General features: G+C 63.8%; 21 protein-coding genes. 6 read left to right on the forward strand and 15 right to left on the reverse strand.

Annotated elements, in window-relative coordinates:
- Positions 1-26 precede the first annotated feature (26 nt).
- Positions 27-1,955, forward strand: a complete 1,929-nt coding sequence (locus CHB88_RS09285) for a SurA N-terminal domain-containing protein (protein ID WP_089399036.1) — start codon at positions 27-29, stop codon at positions 1,953-1,955.
- Between the two features lie 146 nt (positions 1,956-2,101).
- Here the strand turns inward: CHB88_RS09285 and CHB88_RS09290 are convergent, their stop codons facing one another.
- Complete coding sequence (locus tag CHB88_RS09290) at positions 2,102-2,728, reverse strand: arylesterase (protein WP_089399160.1); 627 nt, start codon at positions 2,726-2,728, stop codon at positions 2,102-2,104.
- A gap of 52 nt (positions 2,729-2,780) precedes the next feature.
- Between CHB88_RS09290 and CHB88_RS09295 the strand changes: the two genes are divergently transcribed.
- A complete protein-coding gene (locus CHB88_RS09295; RefSeq protein WP_089399037.1) occupies positions 2,781-3,467 on the forward strand; it encodes an ABC transporter ATP-binding protein in 687 nt (228 codons plus the stop codon).
- 25 nt (positions 3,468-3,492) lie between these two features.
- On the opposite strand, the gene CHB88_RS09300 is transcribed toward CHB88_RS09295, so the two are convergent.
- From CHB88_RS09300 to CHB88_RS09320, 5 genes are all read right to left on the reverse strand, one after another.
- Positions 3,493-4,968 (reverse strand): NAD(P)H-hydrate dehydratase, encoded by a 1,476-nt coding sequence (locus CHB88_RS09300; protein ID WP_245844862.1) that lies wholly within the window; start codon positions 4,966-4,968, stop codon positions 3,493-3,495.
- Positions 4,969-5,136: 168 nt separating this feature from the next.
- Positions 5,137-6,243 carry an NAD(P)/FAD-dependent oxidoreductase gene (locus CHB88_RS09305; protein ID WP_089399039.1) on the reverse strand — a complete coding sequence of 369 codons (1,107 nt, stop codon included), beginning with the start codon at positions 6,241-6,243 and terminating at the stop codon, positions 5,137-5,139.
- The gene (locus tag CHB88_RS09310; protein ID WP_089399040.1) at positions 6,230-7,489 is read right to left on the reverse strand and encodes a D-amino acid dehydrogenase; all 1,260 of its coding nucleotides are present in this window, start codon (positions 7,487-7,489) and stop codon (positions 6,230-6,232) included. Before CHB88_RS09310 ends, CHB88_RS09305 begins: the two co-directional genes overlap by 14 nt.
- 228 nt (positions 7,490-7,717) lie before the next feature.
- The gene (locus CHB88_RS09315; RefSeq protein WP_089399041.1) at positions 7,718-8,422 is read right to left on the reverse strand and encodes a ParB-like protein; all 705 of its coding nucleotides are present in this window, start codon (positions 8,420-8,422) and stop codon (positions 7,718-7,720) included.
- Positions 8,423-8,425: 3 nt separating this feature from the next.
- Positions 8,426-9,745 (reverse strand): amidase, encoded by a 1,320-nt coding sequence (locus CHB88_RS09320; RefSeq protein ID WP_089399042.1) that lies wholly within the window; start codon positions 9,743-9,745, stop codon positions 8,426-8,428.
- Positions 9,746-9,798: 53 nt separating this feature from the next.
- On the opposite strand from CHB88_RS09320, the gene CHB88_RS09325 reads away from it, so the two are divergent.
- Positions 9,799-11,550, forward strand: coding sequence for an ArnT family glycosyltransferase (locus CHB88_RS09325; RefSeq protein ID WP_089399043.1), 1,752 nt, complete (start codon positions 9,799-9,801; stop codon positions 11,548-11,550).
- Positions 11,551-11,739: 189 nt separating this feature from the next.
- Positions 11,740-15,756: a phosphoribosylformylglycinamidine synthase gene (purL, locus tag CHB88_RS09330; protein WP_089399161.1), complete on the forward strand. Its 4,017-nt coding sequence runs from the start codon at positions 11,740-11,742 to the stop codon at positions 15,754-15,756.
- A 336-nt stretch (positions 15,757-16,092) separates the two neighbouring features.
- On the opposite strand, the gene CHB88_RS09335 is transcribed toward purL, so the two are convergent.
- From CHB88_RS09335 to CHB88_RS09375, 9 genes are all read right to left on the reverse strand, one after another.
- Entirely contained in the window at positions 16,093-17,448 is a 1,356-nt protein-coding gene (locus CHB88_RS09335) for a hypothetical protein (RefSeq protein WP_143131194.1), read from the reverse strand.
- Positions 17,449-17,729: 281 nt separating this feature from the next.
- A complete protein-coding gene (locus CHB88_RS09340; RefSeq protein WP_089399045.1) occupies positions 17,730-18,488 on the reverse strand; it encodes a hypothetical protein in 759 nt (252 codons plus the stop codon).
- A 1-nt stretch (position 18,489) separates the two neighbouring features.
- Positions 18,490-19,149: a DUF1345 domain-containing protein gene (locus tag CHB88_RS09345; protein ID WP_089399046.1), complete on the reverse strand. Its 660-nt coding sequence runs from the start codon at positions 19,147-19,149 to the stop codon at positions 18,490-18,492.
- A gap of 274 nt (positions 19,150-19,423) precedes the next feature.
- On the reverse strand, positions 19,424-20,200 hold the full coding sequence (locus tag CHB88_RS09350; RefSeq protein ID WP_089399047.1) for a peptidylprolyl isomerase: 777 nt from the start codon (positions 20,198-20,200) through the stop codon (positions 19,424-19,426).
- Positions 20,201-20,231: 31 nt separating this feature from the next.
- Positions 20,232-20,528: a BolA family protein gene (locus tag CHB88_RS09355; protein ID WP_089399048.1), complete on the reverse strand. Its 297-nt coding sequence runs from the start codon at positions 20,526-20,528 to the stop codon at positions 20,232-20,234.
- Positions 20,525-21,148 carry a septation protein A gene (locus CHB88_RS09360; RefSeq protein ID WP_089399049.1) on the reverse strand — a complete coding sequence of 208 codons (624 nt, stop codon included), beginning with the start codon at positions 21,146-21,148 and terminating at the stop codon, positions 20,525-20,527. Before CHB88_RS09360 ends, CHB88_RS09355 begins: the two co-directional genes overlap by 4 nt.
- A gap of 6 nt (positions 21,149-21,154) precedes the next feature.
- A complete protein-coding gene (msrB, locus tag CHB88_RS09365; protein ID WP_089399050.1) occupies positions 21,155-21,559 on the reverse strand; it encodes a peptide-methionine (R)-S-oxide reductase MsrB in 405 nt (134 codons plus the stop codon).
- Positions 21,556-23,061, reverse strand: coding sequence for a protein adenylyltransferase SelO (locus CHB88_RS09370; protein ID WP_089399051.1), 1,506 nt, complete (start codon positions 23,059-23,061; stop codon positions 21,556-21,558). Before CHB88_RS09370 ends, msrB begins: the two co-directional genes overlap by 4 nt.
- 216 nt (positions 23,062-23,277) lie before the next feature.
- The gene (locus CHB88_RS09375) at positions 23,278-24,003 is read right to left on the reverse strand and encodes a Crp/Fnr family transcriptional regulator (protein ID WP_089399052.1); all 726 of its coding nucleotides are present in this window, start codon (positions 24,001-24,003) and stop codon (positions 23,278-23,280) included.
- A gap of 128 nt (positions 24,004-24,131) precedes the next feature.
- Here CHB88_RS09375 and CHB88_RS09380 point away from each other — a divergent pair, with 128 nt between their 5' ends.
- A complete protein-coding gene (locus CHB88_RS09380) occupies positions 24,132-24,908 on the forward strand; it encodes a class II aldolase/adducin family protein (RefSeq protein ID WP_176442390.1) in 777 nt (258 codons plus the stop codon).
- 38 nt (positions 24,909-24,946) lie between these two features.
- A complete protein-coding gene (locus CHB88_RS09385) occupies positions 24,947-25,540 on the forward strand; it encodes an HD domain-containing protein (RefSeq protein ID WP_089399053.1) in 594 nt (197 codons plus the stop codon).
- Positions 25,541-25,594 lie beyond the last annotated feature (54 nt).

Consider the following 25,594-nt stretch of genomic DNA (forward strand, 5'->3'; position numbering starts at 1 on the left):
ATCCATGATCAAGTGATCGGCTGACCATGTTTGAATTCATTCGCACGCACCAGCGCCTAATGCAGTTCCTGCTGCTGCTCTTCATTTTCCCTTCCTTTGCCTTCTTCGGACTCGAAAGCTATACCCGCTTCCGCGATAGGGACAACGCGGTGGCGAAAGTCGCGGGACAAACCATCTCCGAGCAGGAGCTCGATGCCGCTCACCGCGAGCAGATGGAGCGCCTGCGCCAGATGTTCGGCCAGCAGTTCGACCCGAAGATGTTCGATACGCCGGAAGCCAAGCGCAATGTGCTGGATGGCTTGATCACCCAGCGCGTGCTCGCTGCAGAAGCTGCCAACAACAATCTCGCCGTGTCGGACCAGGCGCTGCAGCAAACCATCCTCGGCATTCCGGGGCTGACCACGCCGGAAGGCAAGTTCGATGTGGAGCGCTACAAGACCCTGCTCGCTGCGCAGGGCCTGACGCCGGCAGGCTATGAAGCGCGCCTGCGCCGCGATCTGGTGCTGCAACAGGTCAGCAATGCGATTCAATCCACTGCGTTTGCGCCCAAGACCGTGGCCGACAAGCTGTCGGACCTGAACGATCAAGAGCGTGAGGTCCAGGAACTGCTGCTCAAGCCCTCCGACTATGCGTCGCAAGTCAAGGTGACGGACGACATGGTCAAGCGCTACTACGAGAGCAACGCCGCCCAGTTCGAAGTGCCGGAAAGCGCCAAGGCCGAGTACGTGGTGCTCGACCAGGCCGCGCTGGCTGCCCAGATCGAAGTCAGCGACGCCGATGCACGTGCCTACTACGAGCAGAATGCCAAGCGCTTCGGCACCGAGGAGCAGCGCCGCGCCAGCCACATCCTGATCGGGGTGAAGCAGAATGCGAGCGATGCCGACAAGGCTGCCGCCAAGGACAAGGCGGAGAAGCTGCTGGCCCAGCTGCGCAAGAACCCCGGCGATTTCGCCAAGCTGGCAAAGGAAAATTCCCAGGATCCCGGCTCCGCCGAGCGCGGCGGCGACCTCGACTTCTTCGGCAAGGGCATGATGGTGAAACCATTCGAGGATGCGGCCTTCAAGCTCAAGCAGGGCGACATCAGCGACGTGGTGCAGTCCGAGTTCGGTTACCACATCATCCAGCTCACCGGCATCAAGCCGGCGACGACCAAGTCCTTCGACGAGGTGAAGCCGGAAGTAGTGGCTGACATCCGGAAGCAGCAGGCGGCCAAGAAGTTTGCCGAGGCGGCCGAGACTTTTACCAATACGGTGTACGAGCAGTCGGACAGCCTGAAGCCGGTGGCCGACAAGCTGAAGCTGAAGATCGAGACGGTGTCCGACCTGACCCGCAACCCGAATCCGAAGCTGCCGGCGACAGCGCCGTTCAACCAGCCGAAGTTCCTGAAGGCGCTCTTCTCCGACGAGGTCATCAAGAACAAGCGCAATACCGACGCGGTGGAAGTCGCGCCGAGCACCCTGGTGGCCGGCCGCATCATCGACTACAAGCCGGTGACCCGCAAGCCGCTGGAGGAAGTGCAGGCGGCGATCCGGGAGCGGGTGGTTCAGACGGAAGCGGCGGCGCTGGCCAAAAAGGATGGCGAAGCCAAGCTGGCTGCGGCGAAGTCGGAAGGCAAGCTGGGCGGCTTCGGCGAAGCCAAGGTGGTGTCGCGCGCCAAGCCGAATGCAGTCTCCCAGGGCGCATTGCCGGAGGTGATGAAGGCCGACGCCAGCAAGCTGCCGGCTTATGTCGGCGTCGATCTCCAAAACGGCGGTTATGCGCTGTACCGCATCAACAAGGTAATGCAGCCGGCAACCGTCGATGCCGCCCGGCGCCAGACCGAACGCCAGCAGATTGCCGGCGCTATGGCCCAGGAGGAAATGGCGGCGTACCTCGAATCGCTTAAGGCCAAGGCCAAGGTGCAGATCCTGCATCCGGTCGGCGCAAAGCCGGGCGAGGAACAGCCGGCGAAATGAGCGTCGCCTGACCCATGAAAGAGCCGCCTTCGGGCGGCTTTTTCATTGTGGGCATCCATGTTTTGGTCGGGCGGGCTGACGGTCGAGCGACCAACGGGTAAAGACTGAACAAGGCCGCCGCATGCAGCGGCAAGAAAAGCGCGCCGCTACTTCCTGAGCAGCGCCTTCAGGTGCGGCCAGACGTTTTCCAGCATGATGCGCTGCGCTTCCGCCGTCGGATGGATGCGGTCGGCCTGGAACAGGTCCGGTCGGTCTTCCAGCCCGCGCAGCAGGAAAGGCACCAGCGCCACATCCTTTTCCTTCGACGTCTTGCTGAACATGCGCGCGAAGCGCTCGGTATAGTCGCGGCCGTAGTTGGGTGGAATCTGCATGCCGACCAGCAGCACCTTGGCGCCGGCTTTCTTCGCAGCGTCGATCATGGCATCGAGGTTGGATTGCGTCTGCGGCACCGGCAGGCCGCGCAAGCCATCGTTGCCGCCGAGTTCGATCACCACCGTGTCGGGACGGTGCTCGCCGAGCAGCGCAGGCAGCCGGGTGCGGCCGCCGCTGGTGGTCTCCCCGCTGACGCTGGCGTTGACGATGCGGGCATCGACTTTTTCCGACTGCAGCCGCTTCTCCAGCAGCGAGACCCAGCCGGAACCGCGGGCAATGCCATACTCGGCCGAAAGGCTGTCGCCGAGCACGAGCACGGTTTTTGATGCAGAATAGGCAAGCGGCATCCAGGCCGCCAGCGTCATCATCAGCAGCAACGCCAACAGCCGCCGGATGCGCATCGATCCGCCGGCGAGCTTGCCGAACATCCTTCCACTCCTGTTACGAAACTGCATGCGAGATCCTTCCCACGTTGTCCATGCGATCGAAGTCGTCGGCCTCGGAAAGCGCGTCGCCGACGCCACTGGTGAATTGACCATTCTGCGCGAAATTAATTTTAGCGTGCTGGCAGGCGAGACCCTGGCGATCGTCGGTGCGTCCGGGTCGGGCAAATCGACGCTGCTCGGCCTGCTCGCCGGGCTGGACCATCCCTCTTCCGGCACGGTGAAGCTGGATGGCATCGACATCTTCCAGCTCGACGAGGATGGCCGGGCCGCGCTGCGGCAGCAAAAACTGGGCTTCGTGTTCCAGTCCTTCCAACTGCTGGCCCATCTTACCGCGCTGGAGAACGTGATGCTGCCGCTGGAACTCGCGCGCGATACCGAGGCTCGCCGCAAGGCGGAAGAGATGCTCGACCGGGTGGGACTCTCCAGCCGCCTGCGCCATTACCCCAGGACCATGTCCGGCGGCGAGCAGCAGCGGGTGGCGCTGGCGCGCGCCTTCGTCACCGAGCCGTCGTTGCTGCTGGCCGACGAGCCCACCGGCAGTCTCGATGCGGCCACCGGCGAAGCGGTGATCCGCCTCATGTTCGAGTTGAACCGGGAACGCGGCTCTACCCTGGTGCTGGTGACCCACGATACTTCCATCGCGGCCCGATGCGGCCGCATCATCACGCTCGCGGCCGGCCAAGTGCAAGGTTGACCGCTTCACGCGGATTCGCGCAGGCTCACGGGCGGACGCTTCGTTCCGCGACCAGCTGGTTCAGGCATAGCCGCAGCGCCGGTATCAGCTCGCTCGCCGTCAGGCCTATCGGGCCCACGCCTTTCCGTACCAGTTCGTCGGCGGCATGGCCATGCATCCACGCTGCGCCGAGCGCCGCCTCGTGCGCCGGCCAGCCTTGAGCCAGTAGAGCGCCGCACAGGCCTGCGAGCACGTCGCCCGTGCCGCCCGTTGCCAAGGCCGGATTGCCCGTGGGATTGATGACGAAGGGCCGGTCCGGTGCGGCGATGATGCTTCCTGCGCCTTTCAAGATGACAACCGCGTTGGCGCTTTCCGCCAACGCACGGGCGGCGGCGAGCCGGTCCGACTGGACTTCCGCGACCTTCATGCCCAGCAGGCGCGCCGCTTCCAGCGGATGGGGCGTGAGCAAGGATGGCTGCTGCAGATTGCCGCGATCCGCGAGCGCTTGCATCAGGCTTCGATCGGAAGCAAGCAGGTTGAGCGCATCCGCATCGAATACCGCCGGCATAGGCGACTTCAGCGCCGCTGTCAGTGCCGCCCGCGCTGCCTCGCCGCTGCCCATGCCGGGACCGGCGACGACGACCTTGCGCGCCAGATCGATCTCATGCGCAGCACGGCACATCAACTCCGGATGTGCATCGTCATAAACAGGCACCGGGCCGATGAAGGCGGCATAGGTGCGGCCGGCGCCGGCATGGAGCGCGGCGCGTGCCGCCAGCACGACGGCGCCTGCCATGCCGGATGCGCCGCCGAGCAGCACCACGTCGCCAAAGCTGCCCTTGTGGGTATTCCTGGCGCGCGGGCGCAGGCAGGCGGCGAACAGTCCGGGGTGGTTGAGCATGCCGTCCGGCGGCGGCAGACCGGAGGCGATGTCGAGACCGGCGACCCGCACTTCGCCAGCATGGTCGCAACCGTCTGCGGTGTGCAGGCCCGGCTTGTCGCCGATGAAGGTAATCGTATGGCTGGCCCGGACGGCGACGGCACCGCCGACCACGGTGCCGGTGTCCGCATCGATGCCGCTGGGGACGTCGAGCGCCAGCACCGGCAGCCGCGCGGCGCCGATTTCGTTTATCGTCTGAACCGCTTCCGCGATCTCGCCCGTCAAGGGCCGCTGCAGGCCTATGCCGAACAGGCCGTCGACGACGAGATTGCAGGGACGCTCCAGCTGCGCCTGCCAATCGCTGAACGGGTGTATCTCGACGCCAGCGGCCAGCGCGCGTGCATGGGCGGCGGCGGCATCCCGCGGCTGCCGGGCAGGATCGCCATGCAGCAGCACCCGAACACGCATGCCGCCGCGCCTGAGCACCGCCGCCGCCTCCAGCGCATCGCCGCCATTGTTGCCGGAACCGGCAAGCAGCAGCACATCGACGCGGCGGCCGGCCCGCCGGCAGATGTCGCGCACCTCGCGTGCCGCCGCGGCGCCGGCGCGCTGCATCAGGCTGCCGGGAGGGAGATGACTCATGGCCGCCTGTTCGATCTGGCGTATCCGGGCGATCGTGTACAGGGCGTTCGAAGGGAGCGCGCTTGTCGTCATGGCTGGGGCAGGAAAGGGCAATCCGCCTATTCTATGCCCGACGATTGGTTTGAACCTTGCGTCACCAGGCGACCATCAGACTAAGCAGCCATCAGACTAAGCGGCCGTCAGCCCGAGCACATGGGTGGCGATCGCCAGCGATGCGGTCAGGCCGGGGGACTCGATGCCGTACAGGCCGAGATAGGACGGCTTGCCATGCGTGGCGAACACGAAGTCGGCCGCAGGCTCGCCGGGCCCGGAAATCTTCGGGCGAATGCCGGCGTAGGCAGGCTGCAGCGCGTCATCCGGCAGGTTCGGCCAGTAGGCGCGGATCTCACGATAGAACTTGTCGGCGCGGCGCGGATCGACCTGGTAATCCAGGGATTCGCCTTCCAGCCATTCCACGTCGGGACCGAAGCGGGCCTGGCCGCCGAGGTCGAGCGTCAGGTGCACGCCGAGGCCGCCCGGCTCCGGCACCGGATAGATCAGGCGCGAAAAGGGCGCACGGCCGGCGAGCGAATAGTAATTGCCCTTGGCGAAGTAGGCGGGCGGCACGGTGCCGTCGTCGAGACCGGCGATGCTCCGCGCCAGCTTCGGCGCCCACAGGCCGGCGCAGTTCACCAGCAGATCGGTGCGCAGCGAGAACGCGTCCCCGGTCCCGGTCTGCACTTCGAGTTCGATAGCATTGCCGTCGCAGCGGCCGGCAACCACCCGGCTGTCGAAGGCGAATACCGCGCCGGCGTTTTCCGCGTCACCCTGCAGTGCCAGCATCAGCGCATGGCTGTCGATGATGCCGGTATTCGGAGAGTGCAGGGCGGCGGTGCAGGAAAGGGAAGGTTCGAGTTCCTGCGCTTGCGCCGCCGACAGCAGCGTCACTTCCGTGCAGCCGTTGGCATGCGCCTGGGCCCGGATGGTTTGCAGCTTGCCGTTCTGCTCGGCGCTGGTGGATACGATCAGCTTGCCGCAGCGCTGATGCGGAATGGCGCGCTCCGCGCAATACGCGTACAGCTGGTCGCGGCCTTCTACGCACAGCCTGGCCTTCAAACTGCCGGTCGGGTAGTAGATGCCGGCGTGGATGACTTCGCTGTTGCGCGAGCTGGTTTCCATGCCGATGGCGGGATTGGCTTCGATGACGATGACGTCGCGGCCTGACAGGGCCAGCGCGCGCGCCACGGCCAGCCCGACCACGCCGGCGCCGGCGACGACGCATTCAATGTGATCCATAACGGGAAAGGGTTAATCCATGCATGTCGATGTCCGGATTATGCCCCGAAACAATGTCGGCCACGATCTTGCCCGAGCCGGCGGCCATGGCCCAGCCGAGCGAGCCGTGGCCGATGTTGGCGTAGACATTGCGCAGCGGGGTGGCGCCGAGGATGGGCGGGCCGTCCGGCAGCATCGGATGGGCGCCGCTCCAGAAGGAAGCGGCGTGGTAGTTGGCGGCGCCGGGGAACCAGTCGTCGCCCACTTTCGCCAGCATGCGCAGCGCCGCCTCGTGCATGTCCAGCGAGCGCGAGCCCACTTCGGCGGTGCCGGCGATGCGGATGCGCATGCCCATGCGCGAGATCGAAACCTTGTAATGCTCGTCACTCACCGCGGCCACCGGCGCCTCGTCGAAATTCTTGATGGTTGCGGTGGCAGAGTAGCCTTTCACCGGATACAGCGGCACTTGTACGCCGAGCGGCTCCAGCAGCTTGACGCTGTCGGCGCCGGCGGCGAGCACCACCGCATCGGCAGGGAATTCCCGAGCGCCGATGTGCAGCGTTACGCCATGGCCGCCGGGCGCGATGCGATCCACCTGGGTGGCGAACAGGAAGCGAACACCGATGTCCTCGGCGATCTGCTTCATGCGCTTGGTGAACAACGGGCAGTTGCCGGATTCGTCGTCCGGCAGGTAAAGGCCGCCGGCGAGAGTGGTGGAGGGCGCCAGCGCCGGTTCGATTTCCCGTGCCTCTTCGGCGCTTACCATGCGATAGGGAATGCCGCCGTCGGCGAGCAGGCCGGCCGCCGTCTCGGCGGCCGCGATGTCGTCCGGCGCGCGGAACAGCTGCAGCACGCCCTGAGTGCGTTCGTAGTCGATGCGATAGTGTTCGCGCAGGTGCTGCAGCACCGCATGGCTGTAGATGGCGACGCGCTGCATGCGCTCGCGGTTGACGCGGTAGCGGTCGACCTCGCATTCATTCAGCCATCGCCGGGCCCAGCGCCACAGCGCCCGCTCCAGCGTCGGCTTGACCACGACCGCCGCCTCGGATTTGAACAGATGGGACAGGATCTTGCGCGGCATGCCGGGCGCCGCCATCGGTACCCCATAGCCGGGCGCGGTGACGCCGGAATTGGCGAGGCTGGCTTCCTGCGCCACGCTTTGCTGGCGTTCCAGAACGACCACTTGATGCCCCGCCTCGGCGAGAAAATAGGCGGTACAGACGCCCACTACGCCGCCGCCGATCACCGCAATCTGCTTCGCTGCCACTTGAATCCCTGTATGCCTTGTGAATGCCCGTCCGGCGCCGGATGCCGCCAGGCTGCTGACCCGCCCGTGATTCTATGCGGACTGGATGGTCTTGAACCAATGCCAGATCAGATTGTCATGCTGACCGTGCCGGTTGAGACTAATCCGCGACACCGGTCCGCAAAAGGCAGGCCGAAACAGCAAAATGTGGGCGGCTGCGCGATGAACTGCCGGTCTGGCGGATTTTGCTCATTGCGGCGTCTTGCAGGGGCCGGCGTAGCCCGGCAGGGCGCTCGCCTGCGGCTGGCAGGCGAGCTTTTCCGCTTCCTGCAGCGCCGGCAGCAGGTTCAGCCTGTCGACCGGCTTCCAGCCCATGCGCTCGCCGAAATAGCGCGCCCACTCGAACTCCATGAAATAGGCGTCGGTCTTGTGGAAATAGCCGGCGCTCTCCGCATAGGCGGCGAGGGCGCGGTAGGGATCGTCCCACAGGTCGGCGATACGGCGCGGCAGGCGCTCCGGCGGCAGCGGCCGGCCCTGCGGATCGAACAGGTAAACCCAGTGCCGTGCCTGCATTTCGCGCCAGAAGCTGGCGGAGTCGTCAAGACGGCCGATCACTTGCACCACCATGCGCTCGGCGCCGATGCGCGACAGCACGCTGGCGAGATGATGGCCGTCGGTGAGATAAAAATTGCCGTCCGGCCCGCGCACCACCGGCAACGGCCGGCTGCGCGTGAATTTCAGCGTGTCGGTCTCGCCCTTCATGCGGCGCACCCGTTCCTCGACCTGGATCATGCCGACCGCCGGCTGGGTCGGCCGCACGGCGTCGAGCGCGATCTCGCAGCTGGCATTGAGGGCGGTGTTGTCGGCGCAGGGCGGCTCGGCATGCGCGACGCCGGCCAGCAGTCCGAACGACAGTGCCAGGCTCAGCAGGCGGCCCCGGATAGGATTGCGCATCGCTCAGTTCCCCGCAAGCAGCCGTTCCACCGAGAGAGCAACGCCCATGACGCGCGCGTCGCTCATCGCCGGGCCGGCGATCATTAATCCGGCGGGCAAGTCGCCCGGCGCGTGACACGGCAGGGAAACGGCACAGCCGTCGAGCAGGTTGATGGTCGACGGGTTGCGCAGCATCAGGCCGTTGACGCGGAAAAACTCGTCTTCGGACGCCTCCAGCTCGGCGATCGGCGGCGCCACCGTCGGCACCGTCGGCATGAGCATGGCGTCGAAGCCGGCGAGCTCGGCTTCCATGCGCCGGATCCAATCGGCGCGGCGGCGATGCAGGTCGACATAGTCCGCCGCGCTCAGGGTCGCCCCGAGTTTGATGCGCTTGGCGACGCGGGCGTCGTACATGGCTTCATGCTCGGCCAGCAGATGGCGATGCCAGGCGAGCGACTCCGGCCCGGAAAAGCGGTTGATCTCCGGCGCTTCCCGCAGCGGCGTCAGCGGCATATCGACGATCTCCGCGCCGGCGGCGGACAGGCGAGAGAGCGCCCGCTGGAAGCTTGCCGCCACCTGCTCATCCATGCCGTCCAGCACCACGCTTTGCGGCACCGCGAAGCGCAGGCGATTGACGGAAAGCGCGGGCGGCGACAGCGGTTGGTCGGCGATCACGCCGTCGACCAGCAGACAGTCCTGCACCGAGCGCGTCATGGCGCACACGGTGTCGAGCGTGGTGGAGAGCGGCAGGGCGCCGGCATCGGAAACGCGGCGCTTGGTCGGCTTGAAACCCACCAGGCCGCAGAGCGCGGCGGGGATGCGGATCGATCCGCCGGTGTCGGAGCCGAGGCCGGCCACGCACAGGCCGGCGGCGACCGAGACGGCGGCGCCCGACGAGGAGCCGCCGGGAATGCGCGCCACCGCGGCGTCGCGCGGATTGGCCGGCGTGCCGTAATGCGGATTGAGGCCGACGCCGGAAAACGCGAACTCCGTCATGTTCGTCTTGCCGATGATGGCCGCGCCAGCCCGGCGCAGGCGGCGGACCGCTTCGGCATCGGCGGCGGCAGGCGGCGCATCCTTGAGCACGATGGAACCGGCAAGCGTCGTTTCGCCCGCCACATCGAACAAATCCTTGATCGACACCGGCAGGCCGGCCAGCGCATGGGTTTCCACCCTTGCCGCCCGCATTGCATCCGCCTGGTCGGCTGCGGCGCGGGCGGCTTCCGGATAGAGGCGGGTGAAGACTGACTGCGCCTTCCCGGCGTCTGCCAGGCAGCGCTCGACCAGTTCCCGGCGCGACAGCTGCGCCAGGTGCGCGATGGATTGGGAAATGGGAGGGTTCATGCGAGAATGCGGGTCCGTTCGAATGGCTGAAGCCAATATCATACAGGGCAGCAATGCAAGAAGCGCGTCAAACCTACCGCGATGGCGACGGCCGTCAACCGCCGTCCGGCGGCGCTTCGGAAGCAGCCAGCACGTCCGGCATGCTGCCGACGATTCCCGCCTGGCTCGTATGGCTGACCGCTGCCTGCTTCGTCTTCGCCGGCCTCGGCAGCTTCGGCATTCTCGACAACAACGAGGGCCTGTATGCGGAGATACCGCGCGAGATGCTGCAGGCGGGAACCTGGCAAGCCTGGGTGATCCCGCATCTCAACGGCTTGCCCTACATGGAAAAGCCGCCGCTGCTGTACTGGCTGACGGCGCTGTCCTTCGGCCTCTTCGGCGAAGCGGAATGGGCGGCGCGCTTGGCCCCCGCGCTGTCGGCGCTGGCCTGCGTCGGCATCGTCCTCGGTTTCGGCAAGGCCGCCGGACAGGCGCAGGCAGCCCGGCTGGCGGCACTGATGTTCATCAGCGGCCTCGGCGTCATGGCCATGTCACACGTGTTGATGTTCGACATGCTGCTCACGGCGCTGCTGACGGCGGCGCTGGCGCTCGCCTACCGCTTCGACGCCACCGGCCGTGCTTCGCGCCTGCGCGCTTCCCATGCATGTCTGGCGCTGGCCCTGCTGGCGAAAGGCTTCGTGGCGCTGATCCTGTTCGGCCTGGTGCTGTTCGCCTATCTCGCCGTCACCGCCGGTTCTGCGCGAGCCTTCCTGCGCGCGCTGCGCCGCTGGCTCGATCCGCTGGCGCTGCTGCTGCTGCTGGCCATCGCGGCGCCCTGGCACATCGCCGCCAGCCTGACGGAGCCGATCTTCGCCTGGTTCTACTTCATCAACGAGCACGTGCTGCGCTTTCTCGGCAGGCGCGAGCCACATGACTACTACTCCGGCGCCTGGTGGTACTACCTGCCGCGCATGGCGATCTATCTCTTTCCGTGGTCTTTCCTGCTGCCGTTTTTGCTGCGGGCAGCAAAACCTGAAGCCGCGCAAGGCGATTCCGCCCTTCGCCTGAACCGCTTCCTCGCCTGCGCCTGGATCATGCCGCTGGCTTTCTTTTCCGTCTCGAGCGCCAAGGCGAATTACTACCTGGTGGCGGTGATGCCGTTCGCCGCGCTGCATCTCGCGCTGGCGTTGGCGCGGCGCGCTTATCTGTCGCCGATGCGGCGGATGCTGCCGGGACTGCTGATCGCCGCGTTGTGCCTGATCGGCCTGGTGGCGTTGCTTAAGCGCGCACCGGAGAGCGGCGAATCATTGATCATCATGGGACTGCAGCAGCGGGAATTTGCACTGCTTGCGGTCGGCATTCTTCTGGCATTGGCGTTGCTGGCTGCCTGGCTGGCCGGACAGGGCGGCATGGGACTGTATGGCTATGGCCTGATTCCGGCCTGGCTTTCAATCATCCTGCTGCAGACGCTGGCTGCCATGGAACCCGCCGTGTCCACCCGGCAGATGGCGAACTACCTGAAGCTGGCCCATCCGGACCGGCAGATATACCTGTACCGCAAATTCGAGGAACAGTCCTCGCTGCCGTTCTACTTGAAGAAGCCGTTGCCGGTGGTAGACATGCAGAGCAACGACTTGTTCTGGGGAAACAGGCTGCGGCCGGGCAACTCGATCAGCGTTTCCATCGAGAAGTTCAACGCCGCCAAGTCGGCCAAGCTGGCGCTTGTCGTCATGGACAGGCAGCGCGCCGAATTCGAGGCCTCGCCGGCAGCGGCCGGCCTTCAGCGGGTTCACCGCGTCGGCAACTCGACGCTGTATATCAATTGACAAGCCGTGCGCCGGCATAGGATTTTCAGCCGGAAACCACCCGGAATGCGGGCGTTTTCCCGTTTCCGGGGACTGCTTGCCATCCAGCCATCAAGCGGCGACAGGGTATAATCCCGGCTTCCGTTTCATCTCCGATCCAACCCTCGAGCGGGCATCCCGGTCATGCCCGGTCCTTATCCTCTTTCCGCCATGCTGATTCTGCCAGGCTCGAACGCCCTGTCTGCCTTCCGTACCCAACGCCTCCTCGCCCAGCTGCAAACCGTCGACCCCAATATCAGCGGCATCACCGGCCGCTATCTGCATTTCATCGACAGCAGCGCGCCGCTGTCGGACGATGACCAGCGGCGCCTCGACGGCATGCTGACCTACGGCGAGCCGTTCCAGAAGGCGGCGGACGGGGAAGCGTTCGTGGTCATCCCGCGCTTCGGCACCATTTCGCCCTGGGCGAGCAAGGCGACCGACATCGCCCGCAACTGCGGCATGGCGCATATCCACCGCATCGAGCGCGGCGTCTCCTATCGCCTGCAAATGAAGAGCGGCCTGCTCGGCGGCGCGAAGAAGCTGCCCGAGGGCGCCTGGGCGGAGGTGGCGGCGTTGCTGCATGACCGCATGACCGAGACCGTGCTGCGCGATGCCGGCGATGCAGCAGGCCTGTTCCGGGAACTGGAACCGCAGCCGCTGGCCCATGTCGACGTGATCGGCGGCGGCCGCGCGGCGCTGGTGGCGGCCAACACCGAACTCGGCCTGGCACTGTCCGAGGACGAGATCGATTACCTGGTGAACGCCTTCACCCAGGCCGGCCGCAACCCGACCGACGTCGAGCTGATGATGTTCGCCCAGGCCAACAGCGAGCATTGCCGCCACAAGATCTTCAACGCCGACTGGACCATCGATGGCGAGAAGCAGGAGCGCTCCCTGTTCGCCATGATCCGCAATACCCACCAGCTGAACCCGCAGGGCACGGTGGTGGCGTACAGCGACAATTCCTCCGTCATCGAGGGCGCCGAGGTGCCGCGCTTCTATGCCCGCGGCGCGGCCGCCGGCAATGTGTACGACAGCAGCAGCGAGCTGATCCACATCATGATGAAGGTGGAGACGCACAACCACCCGACCGCCATCTCGCCCTTCCCGGGCGCCTCCACCGGCGCCGGCGGCGAGATCCGCGACGAGGGCGCCACCGGCCGCGGCGCCAAGCCGAAGGCCGGCCTGACCGGCTTCACCGTCTCCAACCTGATGATCACCCATGCGGTGCAGCCCTGGGAGAACGCCGCCGACGCCGCGGTGCCGCCGTCGCAGCGCCAGGCCCATGCGCAGTCGGGCATCTATGGCAAGCCGGACCGCATCGCCTCCGCCCTGCAGATCATGATCGACGGCCCGCTCGGCGGCGCCGCCTTCAACAATGAATTCGGCCGTCCCAACCTCGCCGGCTACTTCCGTTCCTACGAGCAGAAGGTCAACGGCACCGTCTACGGCTACCACAAGCCGATCATGATCGCCGGCGGCCTCGGCAACATTTCGGCCAGGCACACCAGGAAGAACGACCTGCCGGTAGGCAGCCTGCTGATCCAGCTCGGCGGCCCCGGCATGCGCATCGGCATGGGCGGCGGCGCCGCTTCCTCCATGGCCACCGGCACCAACACCGCCGACCTCGACTTCGACTCGGTCCAGCGCGGCAATCCGGAGATGGAGCGCCGGGCGCAGGAAGTCATCAACGCCTGCTGGGCGATGGGCGACGACAACCCCATCCTGTCCATCCACGACGTCGGCGCCGGCGGCCTGTCCAACGCCTTCCCCGAGATCACCAACGACGCCCGGCGCGGCGCCATCTTCGACCTGCGCAAGGTGCCGCTGGAAGAGAGCGGCCTGTCACCGAAGGAAATCTGGAGCAATGAATCGCAGGAGCGCTACGTGCTGGCGATTTTGCCGGAGAGCCTGCCGCTGTTCCAATACCTGTGCGAGCGCGAGCGCTGCATCTTCGCGGTGGTCGGCACCGCCACCGAGGAGCGCCAGCTGAAGGTGATCGATCCCGCGCACGACAACTCGCCGGTCGACATGCCGATGGATGTTTTGCTCGGCAAGCCGCCCAAGATGCACCGCGACGTGCAGCGGGCGCAGCCGCAGCTGCCGCCGGTGGACCTGACCGGCATCTCGCTGGAAGACGCCGCCCAGCGCGTGCTGCGCCTGCCGACGGTGGCCGACAAGTCCTTCCTGATCACCATCGGCGACCGCACCGTCGGCGCCACCACCGTGCGCGACCAGATGGTCGGCCCGTGGCAGGTGCCGGTGGCCGACTGCGCCGTCACCGCGATGTCCTTCGAGGGCTATCTCGGCGAAGCCATGGCCATGGGCGAGCGCACCCCGCTGGCGGTGATCGATGCCCCGGCTTCCGGCCGCATGGCGGTCGGCGAAGCCATCACCAACATCGCCGCCGCGCCGATCCGCAACCTGTCCGACGTCAAGCTGTCCGCCAACTGGATGGCTGCCTGCGGCCAGCCGGGCCAGGACGCGGCGCTGTTCGACACGGTGAAGGCGGTGGGCATGGAACTGTGCCCGGCGCTCGGCATCAGCATCCCGGTGGGCAAGGATTCCCTCTCCATGCGCACCACCTGGAACGACGGCGAAGCCAAGTCGGTGGTGGCGCCGGTGTCGCTCATCGTCTCCGCCTTCGGGCCGGTGCATGACGTGCGCCTGTCGCTCACGCCGCAGCTGCGCAAGGATGCCGGCAGCACCGTGCTCATCGCCATCGACCTCGGCCGCAGCAAGAACCGCATGGGCGGCTCGGCGCTGACCCAGGTGATGCAGCAGATCGGCAACGAGGCGCCGGACGTGGACAGCGCCGAGGACCTGAAGGCTTTCTTCAACGCCATCCAGCAGCTCAACCTCGAAAAGCGCCTGCTCGCCTATCACGACCGCTCCGACGGCGGCCTGTTCGCCACCCTGTGCGAAATGGCCTTCGCCGGCCGCGCCGGCGTATCGGTCAATCTCGACATCCTGACCATGGACAGCGAGCATGCGGCGGACTGGGGCGACTCCAAGAACTGGGCTACCCAGGTTGCCGAGCGCCGCAACGAGCAAACCCTGCGCGCCCTGTTCAACGAGGAGCTGGGCGCGGTGATCCAGGTGCGTGCCGACGAGCGCTCCGATGTGATGAACGTGCTGCGTTCCTTCAACCTCGGCGCCTGCAGCCACATCATCGGCAAGCTCAACGATCGCGACGTGATCGAGTTCACCCGCGATGCCAAGGTCATCTACAGCCAGCCGCGCACCGAGCTGCAGCGCCTGTGGAGCGAGACCAGCTGGCGCATCGCCCGCCTGCGCGACAACCCGGCCTGCGCCGACCAGGAGTACGACCGCATCCTGGATGCGAACGACCCCGGCATGACGCCGAAGCTGACGTTTGACGCGCAGCAGGACATCGCCGCGCCCTTCATCGCCAGCGGTGCGCGTCCGAAGGTTGCCATCCTGCGCGAGCAGGGCGTCAACTCGCATGTCGAGACAGCCTATGTGATGCATCGTTCCGGCTTCACCGCCGTCGACGTTCACATGAGCGACCTGATCTCCGGCCGCGCCCGCCTGGATGACTTCAAGGGCCTGATCGCCGTCGGCGGTTTCTCCTACGGCGACGTGCTCGGCGCCGGCGAGGGCTGGGCCAAGACCATTCTCTACAACGCCAAGCTGGCCGAAGCCTTCTCCATTTTCTTCAACCGCGGCGACACCTTCGGCCTCGGCATCTGCAATGGCTGCCAGATGATGAGCAACCTGAAATCCATCATCCCCGGCGCCCACGATTGGCCCAAGTTCACCCGCAACAAGTCGGAGCAGTTCGAGGCCCGCTTCGGCATGGTGGAAGTCGCCGAGTCGCCATCCATCTTCTTCGACGGCATGGCCGGCACCCGGTCGCCGATCGCCATCGCCCATGGCGAAGGCTATGCCGACTTCTCGCTCACGGGTGACATGAGCAAGGCCATCACCGCGCTGCGCTACATCGACAACACCGGCGCGCCGACGGAGCGCTACCCGTTCAACCCGAACGGCTCGCCGCAAGGCATCGCCTCCGTCACCACGCCGGACGGCCGCTTCACCGTGCTGATGCCGCATGCGGAGCGGGTGTTCCGCAGCGTGCAGCATTCCTGGGCGCCGGACACTTGGGGCGAGTTCTCGCCCTGGATGCGGATGTTCCAGAATGCGCGGAACTGGGTTGCGTAAGACTCGTGAAGATGAGAGCGGAAATTCGCGCAGCACTGCTGCGCGCTCCGTGTACTGGTCCGGCGTACTAGCCGAAAGTAAGGTCCCGGCGGAACTACCTTGTACGAGTCGCTGCTTGAGCGAAAATGATGTCCGTTCAACTTTACCTGTAAGGTTCCGCAAGACAGCAAACACGTCCGTTTTTATGGTGACGGTTCAAGGCCCAAGTTATTGCGGAGTGTAGTGAGCAGCACGCCGTCGCGCTTTAGCTCACACCAACGAGCCTCTATAAAACCTAAGGTAGTTTATCTGACTTGCGGCATGATCACTTGGCGCATCATAGGCCTACTTGGATCGTTACTTAGTAAAATGAACTATGACAAACTCACCATCCTTAACTATGTTGACATTTTTATAGCCATGGGCCTCAGCAAGCCGTCCGGTTGGGGTAAGCAGAGCTGCTTCCTCGCGTGACTTACCCATGGACTGAAGACGCTTAAAAGCTTCGTAGTTATCATTAAGATAGGGGTTTTCGCCGCTCCAGTTGCCAATAACAACATCAACCTCGATACCCTCTTTTTTCAGCCTCTTCATCACTGCGTTGAACATGTCAGTGCCCCCTCCGCTCTTACCCACGAATCTAGGGTCTGAACGAAAGGAAAAATTTAATTCGTAATGCCCATTTCTGCGTATTACTCGGCCATCAATGAAGTGATTCTGGCCGTTGCCAACTTTGTATTCGAATGACGCTTCCCTATGTCTGTCAGTTACGACGGTTAACTTCTGCGCGATGCGATCCACAATCGCATCGCTCCGCGGCGTGGTTGGTATTTTACCCAAAGCGTTTACAGCGCTCGGATCTTCGGGCCACTCTTTCAGAATCTTGCGCACTTTGATCTTCAGCCCCTTTGGCAGCAGGGCAATCGCTCTAGGATTCCGATTGGAGATCACTATCGCCAGTTTCTTCTGTAGTTCGGGGTCGTTGATTGCGCGTTGAAAGGTCCTGGCGTCCTTGAAAACTAACACCACTTCTTTTCCCATGCGCGCCAGCTGAAGCGCATCCGGCGCAAGATGCAGCACACCGGCTATTACCAAGGCAAGCTCAGCAGCTGATTTGCCCTCGCGATACAGTGGGGAGTTGGGATCGGCGCCGACAATCCTTGCCGCCTTGTCGCCGGCCTGAGAGAAAAATTCGTCCAGCGCTGCTGATTGTCGGCGAAAGCGCTCCATCGCACTCGGGTCAACCATTGCTCCAAGTGGCGGCGCAATTAGCATCTTGCCCAAGAACCCGGAAATATCGGCCATAGGTTGCGCGAGAGCGGACACTACTGCACCGCCAATATTACTTAGGGCTTGCGCGTTGTTGCCATCGGTTTGGTCGATATCGTGCAAGCGTTTGAGTAATGCATCGCCGGCCAGGGGTCTACCCTTATTGTCGCGCAACGCCGTCGCTAAATACTTCAAGACACCGTCCATGCGCTGGTCGGATACCTGCAGAAAGCGGCGCTCGATGTATTTGATCACTTGAGGGCGTTGCGTGTCTTCCATTTTATAGCCTTGTCGATTGACAAATGTTTCCGCTACTTGGCGCGGATTACGGACAAAGCTGCTGGTGCTGGATGCTTGCGCAAACGCTTGGGTAAATGGACCAACTGGATACGAAGGGTCGCCTGAAAGGGACTGCTGGCTATTGGTTCGGTCCACCTTTGTCATGAATACTGCTCCCAGTTTGATTACAGACACGCTTTTATTGTGAGCAATTTAAATGCCTGATCAATAACAGAGCCGGTGGCTATCGATCAATGCAATCGCATACTGCAACTGCATGGCATAGGCGCCAACTCAGTCGGCCAGAGTGGAAACCGGGATCGCCAGTCCGATCACGGACGTCATAAGTATTTCAACCGCCTACCGCCGTACAAGGTGGTTTGACCGGGGACTTACAGCCAAACCGTATGGCGGGCTAAACGACCGGCCGGAAGCACCATTCGGCCTCAATACGCCAGCCCGATCGAAAACCGGTTCTGCGTCGCCATTCCGAAGTTGGCGTACTCGTCATGCGCATAGCGGATGAAGGTGCGGCCCCAGGCATAGGTCAGCGTCAGCGCCCGGCCCCGCACATAGTCGCCGCTGCTCGAAGTTCCGTGCTTGACCGAAAAGTCGATTGAGAACCGTTCGGTGGCGGACAGGTTCTGGTGCATGTAGGCATGCGTCACGCGCTGGTTCGTACCGAGGCGGTCATCCCACAGGTGATAAGCCAGCACCTCGGTGCCGCTGCGAAAGCGGGCGCCCAGCCCGACAGTGATCGCATCGTTCGGATCGAAATTCAGATTCACGTAACTGCGCAGGTTGGTCCGTCCGAAGCCCAGCAAGGCATAAACCGGGTCGCCGACCTGCATGTTGGCGGAGCCGCCGAGGAAGCCGCCACTCGCGGCCTGCACCGACCAGACCGTGCGTCCATAGCTGAAGTCCTGGGTGTATTCATATCCGCCCCGAAGCTGGCGGAAGTCTTCCCTGTCCCGATACCAGCCCAGCCAGAGCGCATGCGGACCATGGTTGCCGCGCAGGTTGGCGTCGAACGCATGGTTGCCATCGGATGACTGGTAGAAGGAGGGCGTGAATTTCAGGTTCACCGGATTGGGATCGATGCTCGGCGGCGGTCGCTTGCCGCTTTCCTGGGCCGGTGCGGTGCCGGCATGCAGCACGATCAGAAGCGCGCCGCTCGTTTTCAACATGCGTCGAAAGGCATGCATATCAGCTCCCGACCACGCCGGCGGCGATGTTGATTGACATGCCGATGATGGCGGCGTTGAAGAAGAAGCTCAACACCGATTGCGCCAGCACCGCCTTTCGCATCGCCGTCGACGCAATGCTGATATCGGATGTCTGGGCAGCGACGGCGATGGTGAAGGAAAAATAGAGAAAATCCCAGTAGCCCGGCCGCAGCGATTCGTCCGGAAAACGCAGGGGCCGGTCGCCTTCGGGCGCACGGTAATACAGATGGGCGTAGTGGAACATGTAGACAGTGCCGAGCAGCAGCCAGGAGCCGATCACGGTGGCGGCGGTGAGCCCGTAATGCATCAGGCGCGCGCCGCCGGCCACATTCTTCACCGACGCCAGTTCGACCACGATCGCCGCCAGGCTCAGCATCGCGCCAAGCGACATCACCGCCAGCACGAAAACCGCATTCCGGTCTTCCTGCCGGGCCAGGCGGTAGATGCGCTCCTCATTGCCGCGTGCAACCAGCAAGCTCATCAACGCCAGATAAGCCCAGATCGCCACATTCCAGCCGGCCAGTATCCGCACGATGGCGCTCGCCGGCCCGGGCAGGGCCACACCCACTAGCGTACCGGCCATGAGGGAAGTCATCAGGCGGGGATGGGAACGCAGCAGCTGGCGGCGGTGACTGGTCATGCGGAACGTCCGTGTTGGGTGCGTCAGCGCATTCTAGTCGAGCGGGGCAGCTTAGACTGCTGGATTGATCCCTTTCTCCGGTTTCGCGTGGCGAAGCATTGGATTTCAACAGAGGGACGATGGCCCATCGCTTCGATCGAAAAGGGGCATCTTCGGCCATTTGCGCCAATAATGGAAAAGGCCGCTTACCGGGACGATAAGCGGCCTCTTGAGCCGGAAGCGTTCTCTCATGCGCCATCCAAAGCGGATGGGCGCACGACAGAATCAGGCGGCTTTACTGCACTTTCGCCTTTTCGCGCAGGTTCTGCTGGAAGGCCTGCAGTTTCTTCTGCTGCAGCGCTTCGGCGATCTGCGGCTTCACTTCTTCCAGCGACGGCACCTTGGCGGCGCGCACGTCCTCCAGCTTGATCACGTGATAGCCGAACTGGGTCTTGACCGGTGCTTCGGTGATCTGGCCTTTCTGCAGGCCGGTCATGGCGTCGGAGAAGGGCTTGACGAAGGAAGCCGGGGAAGCCCAGTCGAGGTCGCCGCCGTTGTTGGCGGAACCCGGATCCTTGGATTGCTTGGCGAGGTCCTCGAACTTGGCGCCGCCTTTCAGCTTGGTGATGATGGCCTTGGCGTCTTCTTCCTTCTCGACCAGGATGTGGCGGGCATGGTATTCCTTGTCGCCGGCCTGGGCCTTGAACTTGTCGTACTCGGCCTTGATGTCGGCGTCGCTGACCGGGTTCTTCTTCAGGTAATCGGAGACCAGCGAGCGGATCACGATGGATTGGCGGGCGATCTCAACCTGATTCTTCACCTCGGGCGAATTGGACAGGCCCTGCTTGTCGGCTTCCTGCATCAGGATCTCGCGGTTGATCAGCTCTTCCTTGACCATGTTGCGCAACTGCGGGGAGTCGGGCTGGCCCTGGGAGGTAAGTTGCTTGATCATGGCGTCGGCGCGCGAAGACGGTACCGGCTTGCCGTTGACGACAGCGAGGTTCTGGGCGAATGCCGGAAGGGTGACAGCAGCGAGGAGCGTCATCAGCAGACGAGCGGGTGTTGAAGTCATTGCAATTCCTAATTCGGGTTGAAAAATAGCTTCAGGCAGTTGGCGCCGAGGGCTGGCTCGCCAGCTCCGAGGGTGCGATCGCGTTTATCACGAGCGCATGTATTTCAGCCTGCATCATGTCGCGCAGGCAATCATACACCAGCCGATGCCGGCTGACGCGGTTCCTGCCCTCGAAAGCGGCAGAGACCAGAGTCACCCGGTAGTGGCCGGCGCCGCCTGCTGCGCCGGCATGGCCGGCATGCAGATGCGAGTCGTCGACGAGTTCGCAGCGGCTCGGCGCGAAGGCTTGTTCGAGTCTGGCGCGGATGCGCTCCATGCGGTCGCTCATCGGGTGTCCTTCAGGTACTTCGACAGGAACAGGCTCTGGCCGATGACGAAGGCGAACATCAAGCCGGTGAATCCGAACAGCTTGAAGTTCACCCAGGCCGCCGTGGTGTAGTTATAGGCCACGTAGAGATTCACAAGGCCCATGAAGCCGAAGAAGGCCGCCCAGGCGACGTTGAGCTTTTGCCATACGGCATTCGGCAGGCTGACCTGCTTCTGCATCATCAGGCGGATCAGGTTCTTGCCCATCAGCGCCTGCGACACCAGCAGCGCCACGCCGAAGCACCAGTACAGCACCGTCGGCTTCCACTTGATGAAGGTTTCATTGTGGAAGTAGATGGTGGCGCCGCCGAACACGGTGATGATCACCAGCGATACCCACAGCATCGGATCGACTCGGCGGCCGCGCAGCAGCAGATAAAGGATTTGCGCCAGGGTGGCAACGATGGCCACGGCGGTGGCAAGCATGATCGGCGCCTGCTCCGCCAGGGAGCCGGTGCCGCCGGACACGATGCCGGAGAGGTATTGCTGCACCAGCGCCAGCGCCTGCTCCCGGTGGCCTTCGCCCCATTTGAAGACGCCAAAGAACAGGATGACCGGGAACAGATCGAAAAGAAACTTCATGTGCGGTTATTTCTCCGGGGCCGGCTGAAACGCCAGCGCGGCCGAGTTGATGCAATAGCGCAGTCCGGTCGGCGGCGGGCCATCGGGGAAGACATGGCCGAGATGCGCATCGCAGACGTTGCAAAGAATTTCGGTGCGTATCATGCCATGGCTGCGGTCGACGCGCTCGGTCACTTTGGACGGATCGAGCGCCCGGAAGTAACTCGGCCAGCCGCAGCCGGATTCGAATTTGGCGTCCGATTCGAACAGCGGCGTGCCGCAGCAGACGCAGGTATAGATCCCATGTTCATGGTGATCCCAGTATTTGCCGGAGAAGGCGCGCTCGGTGGCCGCATGGCGGGTCACCTGGTATTGCATCGGGTCGAGCTGGGCGCGCCATTCGGCGTCGGTCTTGGTCACTTTGTCGGTCATGATGAGCAGCTTACCTCCAGTTCCTTGGCCCAATCGGGCGGCAGTTCGGCATATTTCTCGTTTTCCGGCTGTTCGTCAAACGGTTTTTCCAATATTTTCAGGAGCCGCTGCACTTCGGAAAAATCCTTGGACTGGGCCTTCTCGATGGCAATCTGCGCCTGGTAATTGCGCAGGACATACTTCGGATTGACGGCATTCATCGCCGCCTGGCGCTGGGCATCGACGCTGTTTTCGGCGCGCAGCCGCTCCCGGTACTTGGCCGCCCAGGCGTCGAAGGCCGGCCGGTCGATGATGAGGTCGCGCACCGGTTCGTCGCTGCCCGGATCGTCCAGCTTGAGGCCGCCGAGGCGCCGGAAGAACAGGGTGAAGTCGATGTGATTGGCCTGCATCAGCGCGAACATCTCGTCGATCAGGGCCTTATCCTGAGACTGCAGGGTGGTCAGTCCGAGTTTGGCATGCAGAAGCCGGTCCATTTCCTGCTGGTATTCACCCTTGTAGACTTCGAGCGCGGCCTGTGTCGTTTCCACTTCGCCGATCAGCGGCAGCAGCGCCTGGCCGAGCGCATAACAGTTCCACTGGCCGATGCCGGGCTGCATCTGGTACGAATAACGCCCTTGGCGGTCGGTGTGGTTGCAGATGTGGTTGGCGTCGAAGGCTTCCATGAATCCGTAGGGGCCGTAGTCGATCGTGATGCCGAGAATCGACATGTTGTCGGTGTTCATTACCCCATGCATGAAGCCGACTGCCTGCCATTGCGCCATCAGCCGGGCGGTGCGGCGGGTGACTTCGGACAGGAATGCGCGGTAGGGGTTGTCCGCCTCGCGCAGTTCGGGATAAAAGCGATCGATGACGTAGTCGGCCAGCAGCTTCAGTTCGTCGTGCTTCTCGTTGTAGTACCAGTGTTCGAAGGAACCGAAGCGCACGAAAGTCGGCGCCAGCCGGGTGACGACCGCGCTGGTCTCGGGCGTTTCGCGCATGACCAGCATGTCGGACCCGGTCACGCATAGGGCGCGCGAGGTCGGTATGCCGAGCGCCGCCATGGCTTCCGAGCAAAGGAATTCCCGGATCGAGGAGCGCAGCACCGCGCGGCCATCGCCCATGCGCGAGTAGGGCGTCAGGCCGGATCCCTTCAATTGCAGTTCCATCCGGCCCGGCTTGTCGGAAATCGCGGCGGGCACGTCGCCCAGCAGGATGGCCCGGCCGTCGCCCAGCTGTCCGGCCCAGACGCCGAACTGGTGACCGGAGTAGACCGCGGCCAGCGGCAGCGCGCCTTTCGGCACGCGGTTGCCGGCGAAGGTATCGGTGAATTCGGGCCGCCCCAATTCGGCGCTGTCGAGGCCGATCATCGCCGCCACCGACTCGCTGGCGCCGACGAGGTAGGGCGCCGGCACCGGCGTCGGCATCAGCCGGGTGTAGAAGGCCGGCGGCAGGGAGGCGAAGGAGTTCTCGAAGGGGAGGGTGTCGATGCGGTACTGCGTTTGTTGCGGGTCAGGTGAAGTCATTGGTTTCCTTGGGTCGGCACTGCTGCCGGGACTAGATAGTTTGCGCGAATGTATAAGGAACTCCTTCTTCCTCGGGAGGAGAGGGAAGCAAGGGTCGGGCGGAGTGCTGCTCCGCGGAACTTTTGCTGCGCCCCTAACCCTCCCCTTGAAAGGAGGAACTGAGCACTGGCTATTCACTCGCCCGGGGAGTGCTCTCGTTCCCATTTTGAACTCCCTTCACCCGATCCGTTCCGGATACGCCACCCGCATCAGCTTCTGCGGATCGGCGATGGAGACGCGGCCGTAGCGAGTCTCGACCATGCCGTCTTCTTCCCAGAGCCGCAGCAGTTTGGCGATGCTTTGCCGCGATTTGCCGAGCAGATTGCCGAGTTCTTCCTGCGTCAGCGGCACTTCGCGACCGCTCGGCATGACGGCCGAATTCATCGCCGATGGCTTCAGCTTCGCCAGTTCCAGCAGGCGCCGCGCCAGGCGCTGCGGCAACGGCGCGATCACCGCTTCCTCCACCATGTCGAAGGTGGCCCGCAGGCGCAGGCTGAGCGAACGCAGGAAGCGCTCGTAGATTTGCGGGTGGCGCGCCAGCAGGCGCTTGAAGTCGGCTTTGCTGTGATGCAGGAGGACAGTCTCGCCGTAGGCGTAGCCATCGTAGCTGCGCGGCCGGCCGTCGAAGATGGAGAGATCGCCGAACCAGGTGGGCGCATCCAGCACGGCGATGGTGCTGGCCTGGCCGTCGGCAGTGGTGCGGGAAAACCGGACCGCGCCGCGCACCAGGGTGTACAACCCATCGCAGGCGGCGCCATGGGCGTAGATCAGCATGCCATCCTCCACCAGCCTGACCTTGGCGCAGGCGGCCGCTTCCGTCACCGCCGCCTCCGGCATGCGCGATAGCCAGGAGGCACGCAAGGCGGCGGCCCGATCGATGTCAGGATTTTTTTGCGCAGGCATGTCAAATGTTAAAAAGTTGACAGTCTTGGCGGTTAGAATGCGCCAATACTGCTTCGCTTGCAGCGAGCCTCAAGGGGCCATAAGCTGGAGAGAACTTCGCTATTTTGACAGAGAAGAGGAGACACCCTATGAACGCGCCCGAGAGCCTGGCGATTCCCTCGATGCAACATCGCGTCTCCGCCGAAGAGTGGCAGACCCGAGTCGATCTCGCCGCCTGCTACCGCTTGGTGGCCGAATTCGGGTGGAGCGACCTGATCTTCACCCATATCACCGCGCGCGTGCCGGGCACCGAGGACCAGTTCCTGATCAATCCCTACGGCATGATGTTCGATGAAATCACCGCCTCTTCGCTGGTGAAGATCGACCTCCATGGCAACAAGATCGAAGACTCCCCGTTCCCGGTTAACCCCGCCGGCTTCACCATCCATTCCGCCATCCATGCAGTGCGCCATGATGCGCAATGCGTACTGCATACCCACAGCCTGAACGGCGTGGCGGTCTCGGCGCAAAAGGAAGGCGTGCTGCCGTTGTCCCAGCAGTCGATCTTCGTCCTCTCCAGCCTGGCCTATCACGACTACGAGGGCGTGGCGCTGAATGAGGAAGAGAAGCCGCGCCTGGTGGATCACTTCGGCAGGAAGACCTACCTCATGCTGCGCAATCACGGCCTGCTGACGGTCGGCCGCACCATTGCCGACGCCTTCCTCAATATGTATATCTTCGAAGCGGCCTGCAACATCCAGATCCGCGCTCAGGCGGGCGGTGGAGAATTGACGCGCATCCCGCAAGCCATCATTGACGGCGCTCAACAGCAGGCAAAAACCGTTACCAAGGCTCAAGGCGGAATGCTAGCGTGGCCGGGGCTGCTGCGCCGGCTGGACCGGAAGGATCCGAGCTTTCGCCAGTAGTCGGCATCGCGCAATAAAGAATTACAAAAGGAGACAGCATGACAGCACGCGCCGCGTTCAGCGACATGCAGGACAGCACCGCCGAGGACTGGAAGATCATCGGCAACGAATTCCGGCCGTTTGCAGCGGCGCTTCCCGATCGGGTGTTGGACCACCTCAAGCTGCTCAACGGCGATTTCGGCGGCTATCCGGTCGACCGGCTGGAGCACAGCCTGCAGACCGCGACCCGGGCCTGGCGCGACGGCAAGGATGAGGAATATGTCGTCTGCGCGCTGCTGCATGACATCGGCGATACCCTCGGCAGCTTCAACCATCCGGACATTGCCGCCGCCATCCTCAAGCCTTTCGTCAGCGAGGAGAACCTGCAGATGGTGGCGCTGCACGGCATTTTCCAGAGCCACTATTTCTTCCACCACCTCGGCATGGACCGTAACCTGCGCGATCAGTACAAGGGGCGGCCGATCTACGACCGCACGCTGGAATTCTGCGAGAAGTACGACGCGCCTGCCTTCGACGCGTCATATGAAAGCCTGCCGCTCAGCTTTTTCGAGCCCATGCTGCGGCGCGTAATGGCCAAGCCGAAAAATACGATTTATCGCAGCGTCGTCGAGGAAAATGAAAAGGCGGCTTGACGATGGTGCGCCGCATCATCGAAAGTGATTGACGGTTTAGCACGGTCGTTCAAA

The organism is Noviherbaspirillum humi, assembly GCF_900188095.1.
In the GTDB taxonomy this organism is placed as follows: domain Bacteria; phylum Pseudomonadota; class Gammaproteobacteria; order Burkholderiales; family Burkholderiaceae_D; genus Noviherbaspirillum; species Noviherbaspirillum humi.

Excerpts from the sequence above, each read along its gene's own strand:
- CHB88_RS09300 (WP_245844862.1), bottom strand. The coding sequence starts at position 4,968 with ATGAGTCATCTCCCTCCCGGCAGCCTGATGCAGCGCGCCGGCGCCGCG.
- CHB88_RS09285 (WP_089399036.1), top strand. The coding sequence starts at position 27 with ATGTTTGAATTCATTCGCACGCACCAGCGCCTAATGCAGTTCCTGCTG.
- CHB88_RS09360 (WP_089399049.1), bottom strand. The coding sequence starts at position 21,148 with ATGAAGTTTCTTTTCGATCTGTTCCCGGTCATCCTGTTCTTTGGCGTC.
- msrB (WP_089399050.1), bottom strand. The coding sequence starts at position 21,559 with ATGACCGACAAAGTGACCAAGACCGACGCCGAATGGCGCGCCCAGCTC.
- CHB88_RS09345 (WP_089399046.1), bottom strand. The coding sequence starts at position 19,149 with ATGACCAGTCACCGCCGCCAGCTGCTGCGTTCCCATCCCCGCCTGATG.
- CHB88_RS09315 (WP_089399041.1), bottom strand. The coding sequence starts at position 8,422 with ATGCGCAATCCTATCCGGGGCCGCCTGCTGAGCCTGGCACTGTCGTTC.
- CHB88_RS09320 (WP_089399042.1), bottom strand. The coding sequence starts at position 9,745 with ATGAACCCTCCCATTTCCCAATCCATCGCGCACCTGGCGCAGCTGTCG.
- CHB88_RS09290 (WP_089399160.1), bottom strand. The coding sequence starts at position 2,728 with ATGCGCATCCGGCGGCTGTTGGCGTTGCTGCTGATGATGACGCTGGCG.
- CHB88_RS09335 (WP_143131194.1), bottom strand. The coding sequence starts at position 17,448 with ATGACAAAGGTGGACCGAACCAATAGCCAGCAGTCCCTTTCAGGCGAC.
- CHB88_RS09375 (WP_089399052.1), bottom strand. The coding sequence starts at position 24,003 with ATGCCTGCGCAAAAAAATCCTGACATCGATCGGGCCGCCGCCTTGCGT.
- CHB88_RS09380 (WP_176442390.1), top strand. The coding sequence starts at position 24,132 with ATGAACGCGCCCGAGAGCCTGGCGATTCCCTCGATGCAACATCGCGTC.
- CHB88_RS09350 (WP_089399047.1), bottom strand. The coding sequence starts at position 20,200 with ATGACTTCAACACCCGCTCGTCTGCTGATGACGCTCCTCGCTGCTGTC.
- CHB88_RS09325 (WP_089399043.1), top strand. The coding sequence starts at position 9,799 with ATGCAAGAAGCGCGTCAAACCTACCGCGATGGCGACGGCCGTCAACCG.
- CHB88_RS09305 (WP_089399039.1), bottom strand. The coding sequence starts at position 6,243 with ATGGATCACATTGAATGCGTCGTCGCCGGCGCCGGCGTGGTCGGGCTG.
- CHB88_RS09295 (WP_089399037.1), top strand. The coding sequence starts at position 2,781 with ATGCGAGATCCTTCCCACGTTGTCCATGCGATCGAAGTCGTCGGCCTC.
- CHB88_RS09370 (WP_089399051.1), bottom strand. The coding sequence starts at position 23,061 with ATGACTTCACCTGACCCGCAACAAACGCAGTACCGCATCGACACCCTC.
- CHB88_RS09340 (WP_089399045.1), bottom strand. The coding sequence starts at position 18,488 with ATGCATGCCTTTCGACGCATGTTGAAAACGAGCGGCGCGCTTCTGATC.
- CHB88_RS09355 (WP_089399048.1), bottom strand. The coding sequence starts at position 20,528 with ATGAGCGACCGCATGGAGCGCATCCGCGCCAGACTCGAACAAGCCTTC.
- purL (WP_089399161.1), top strand. The coding sequence starts at position 11,740 with ATGCTGATTCTGCCAGGCTCGAACGCCCTGTCTGCCTTCCGTACCCAA.
- CHB88_RS09385 (WP_089399053.1), top strand. The coding sequence starts at position 24,947 with ATGACAGCACGCGCCGCGTTCAGCGACATGCAGGACAGCACCGCCGAG.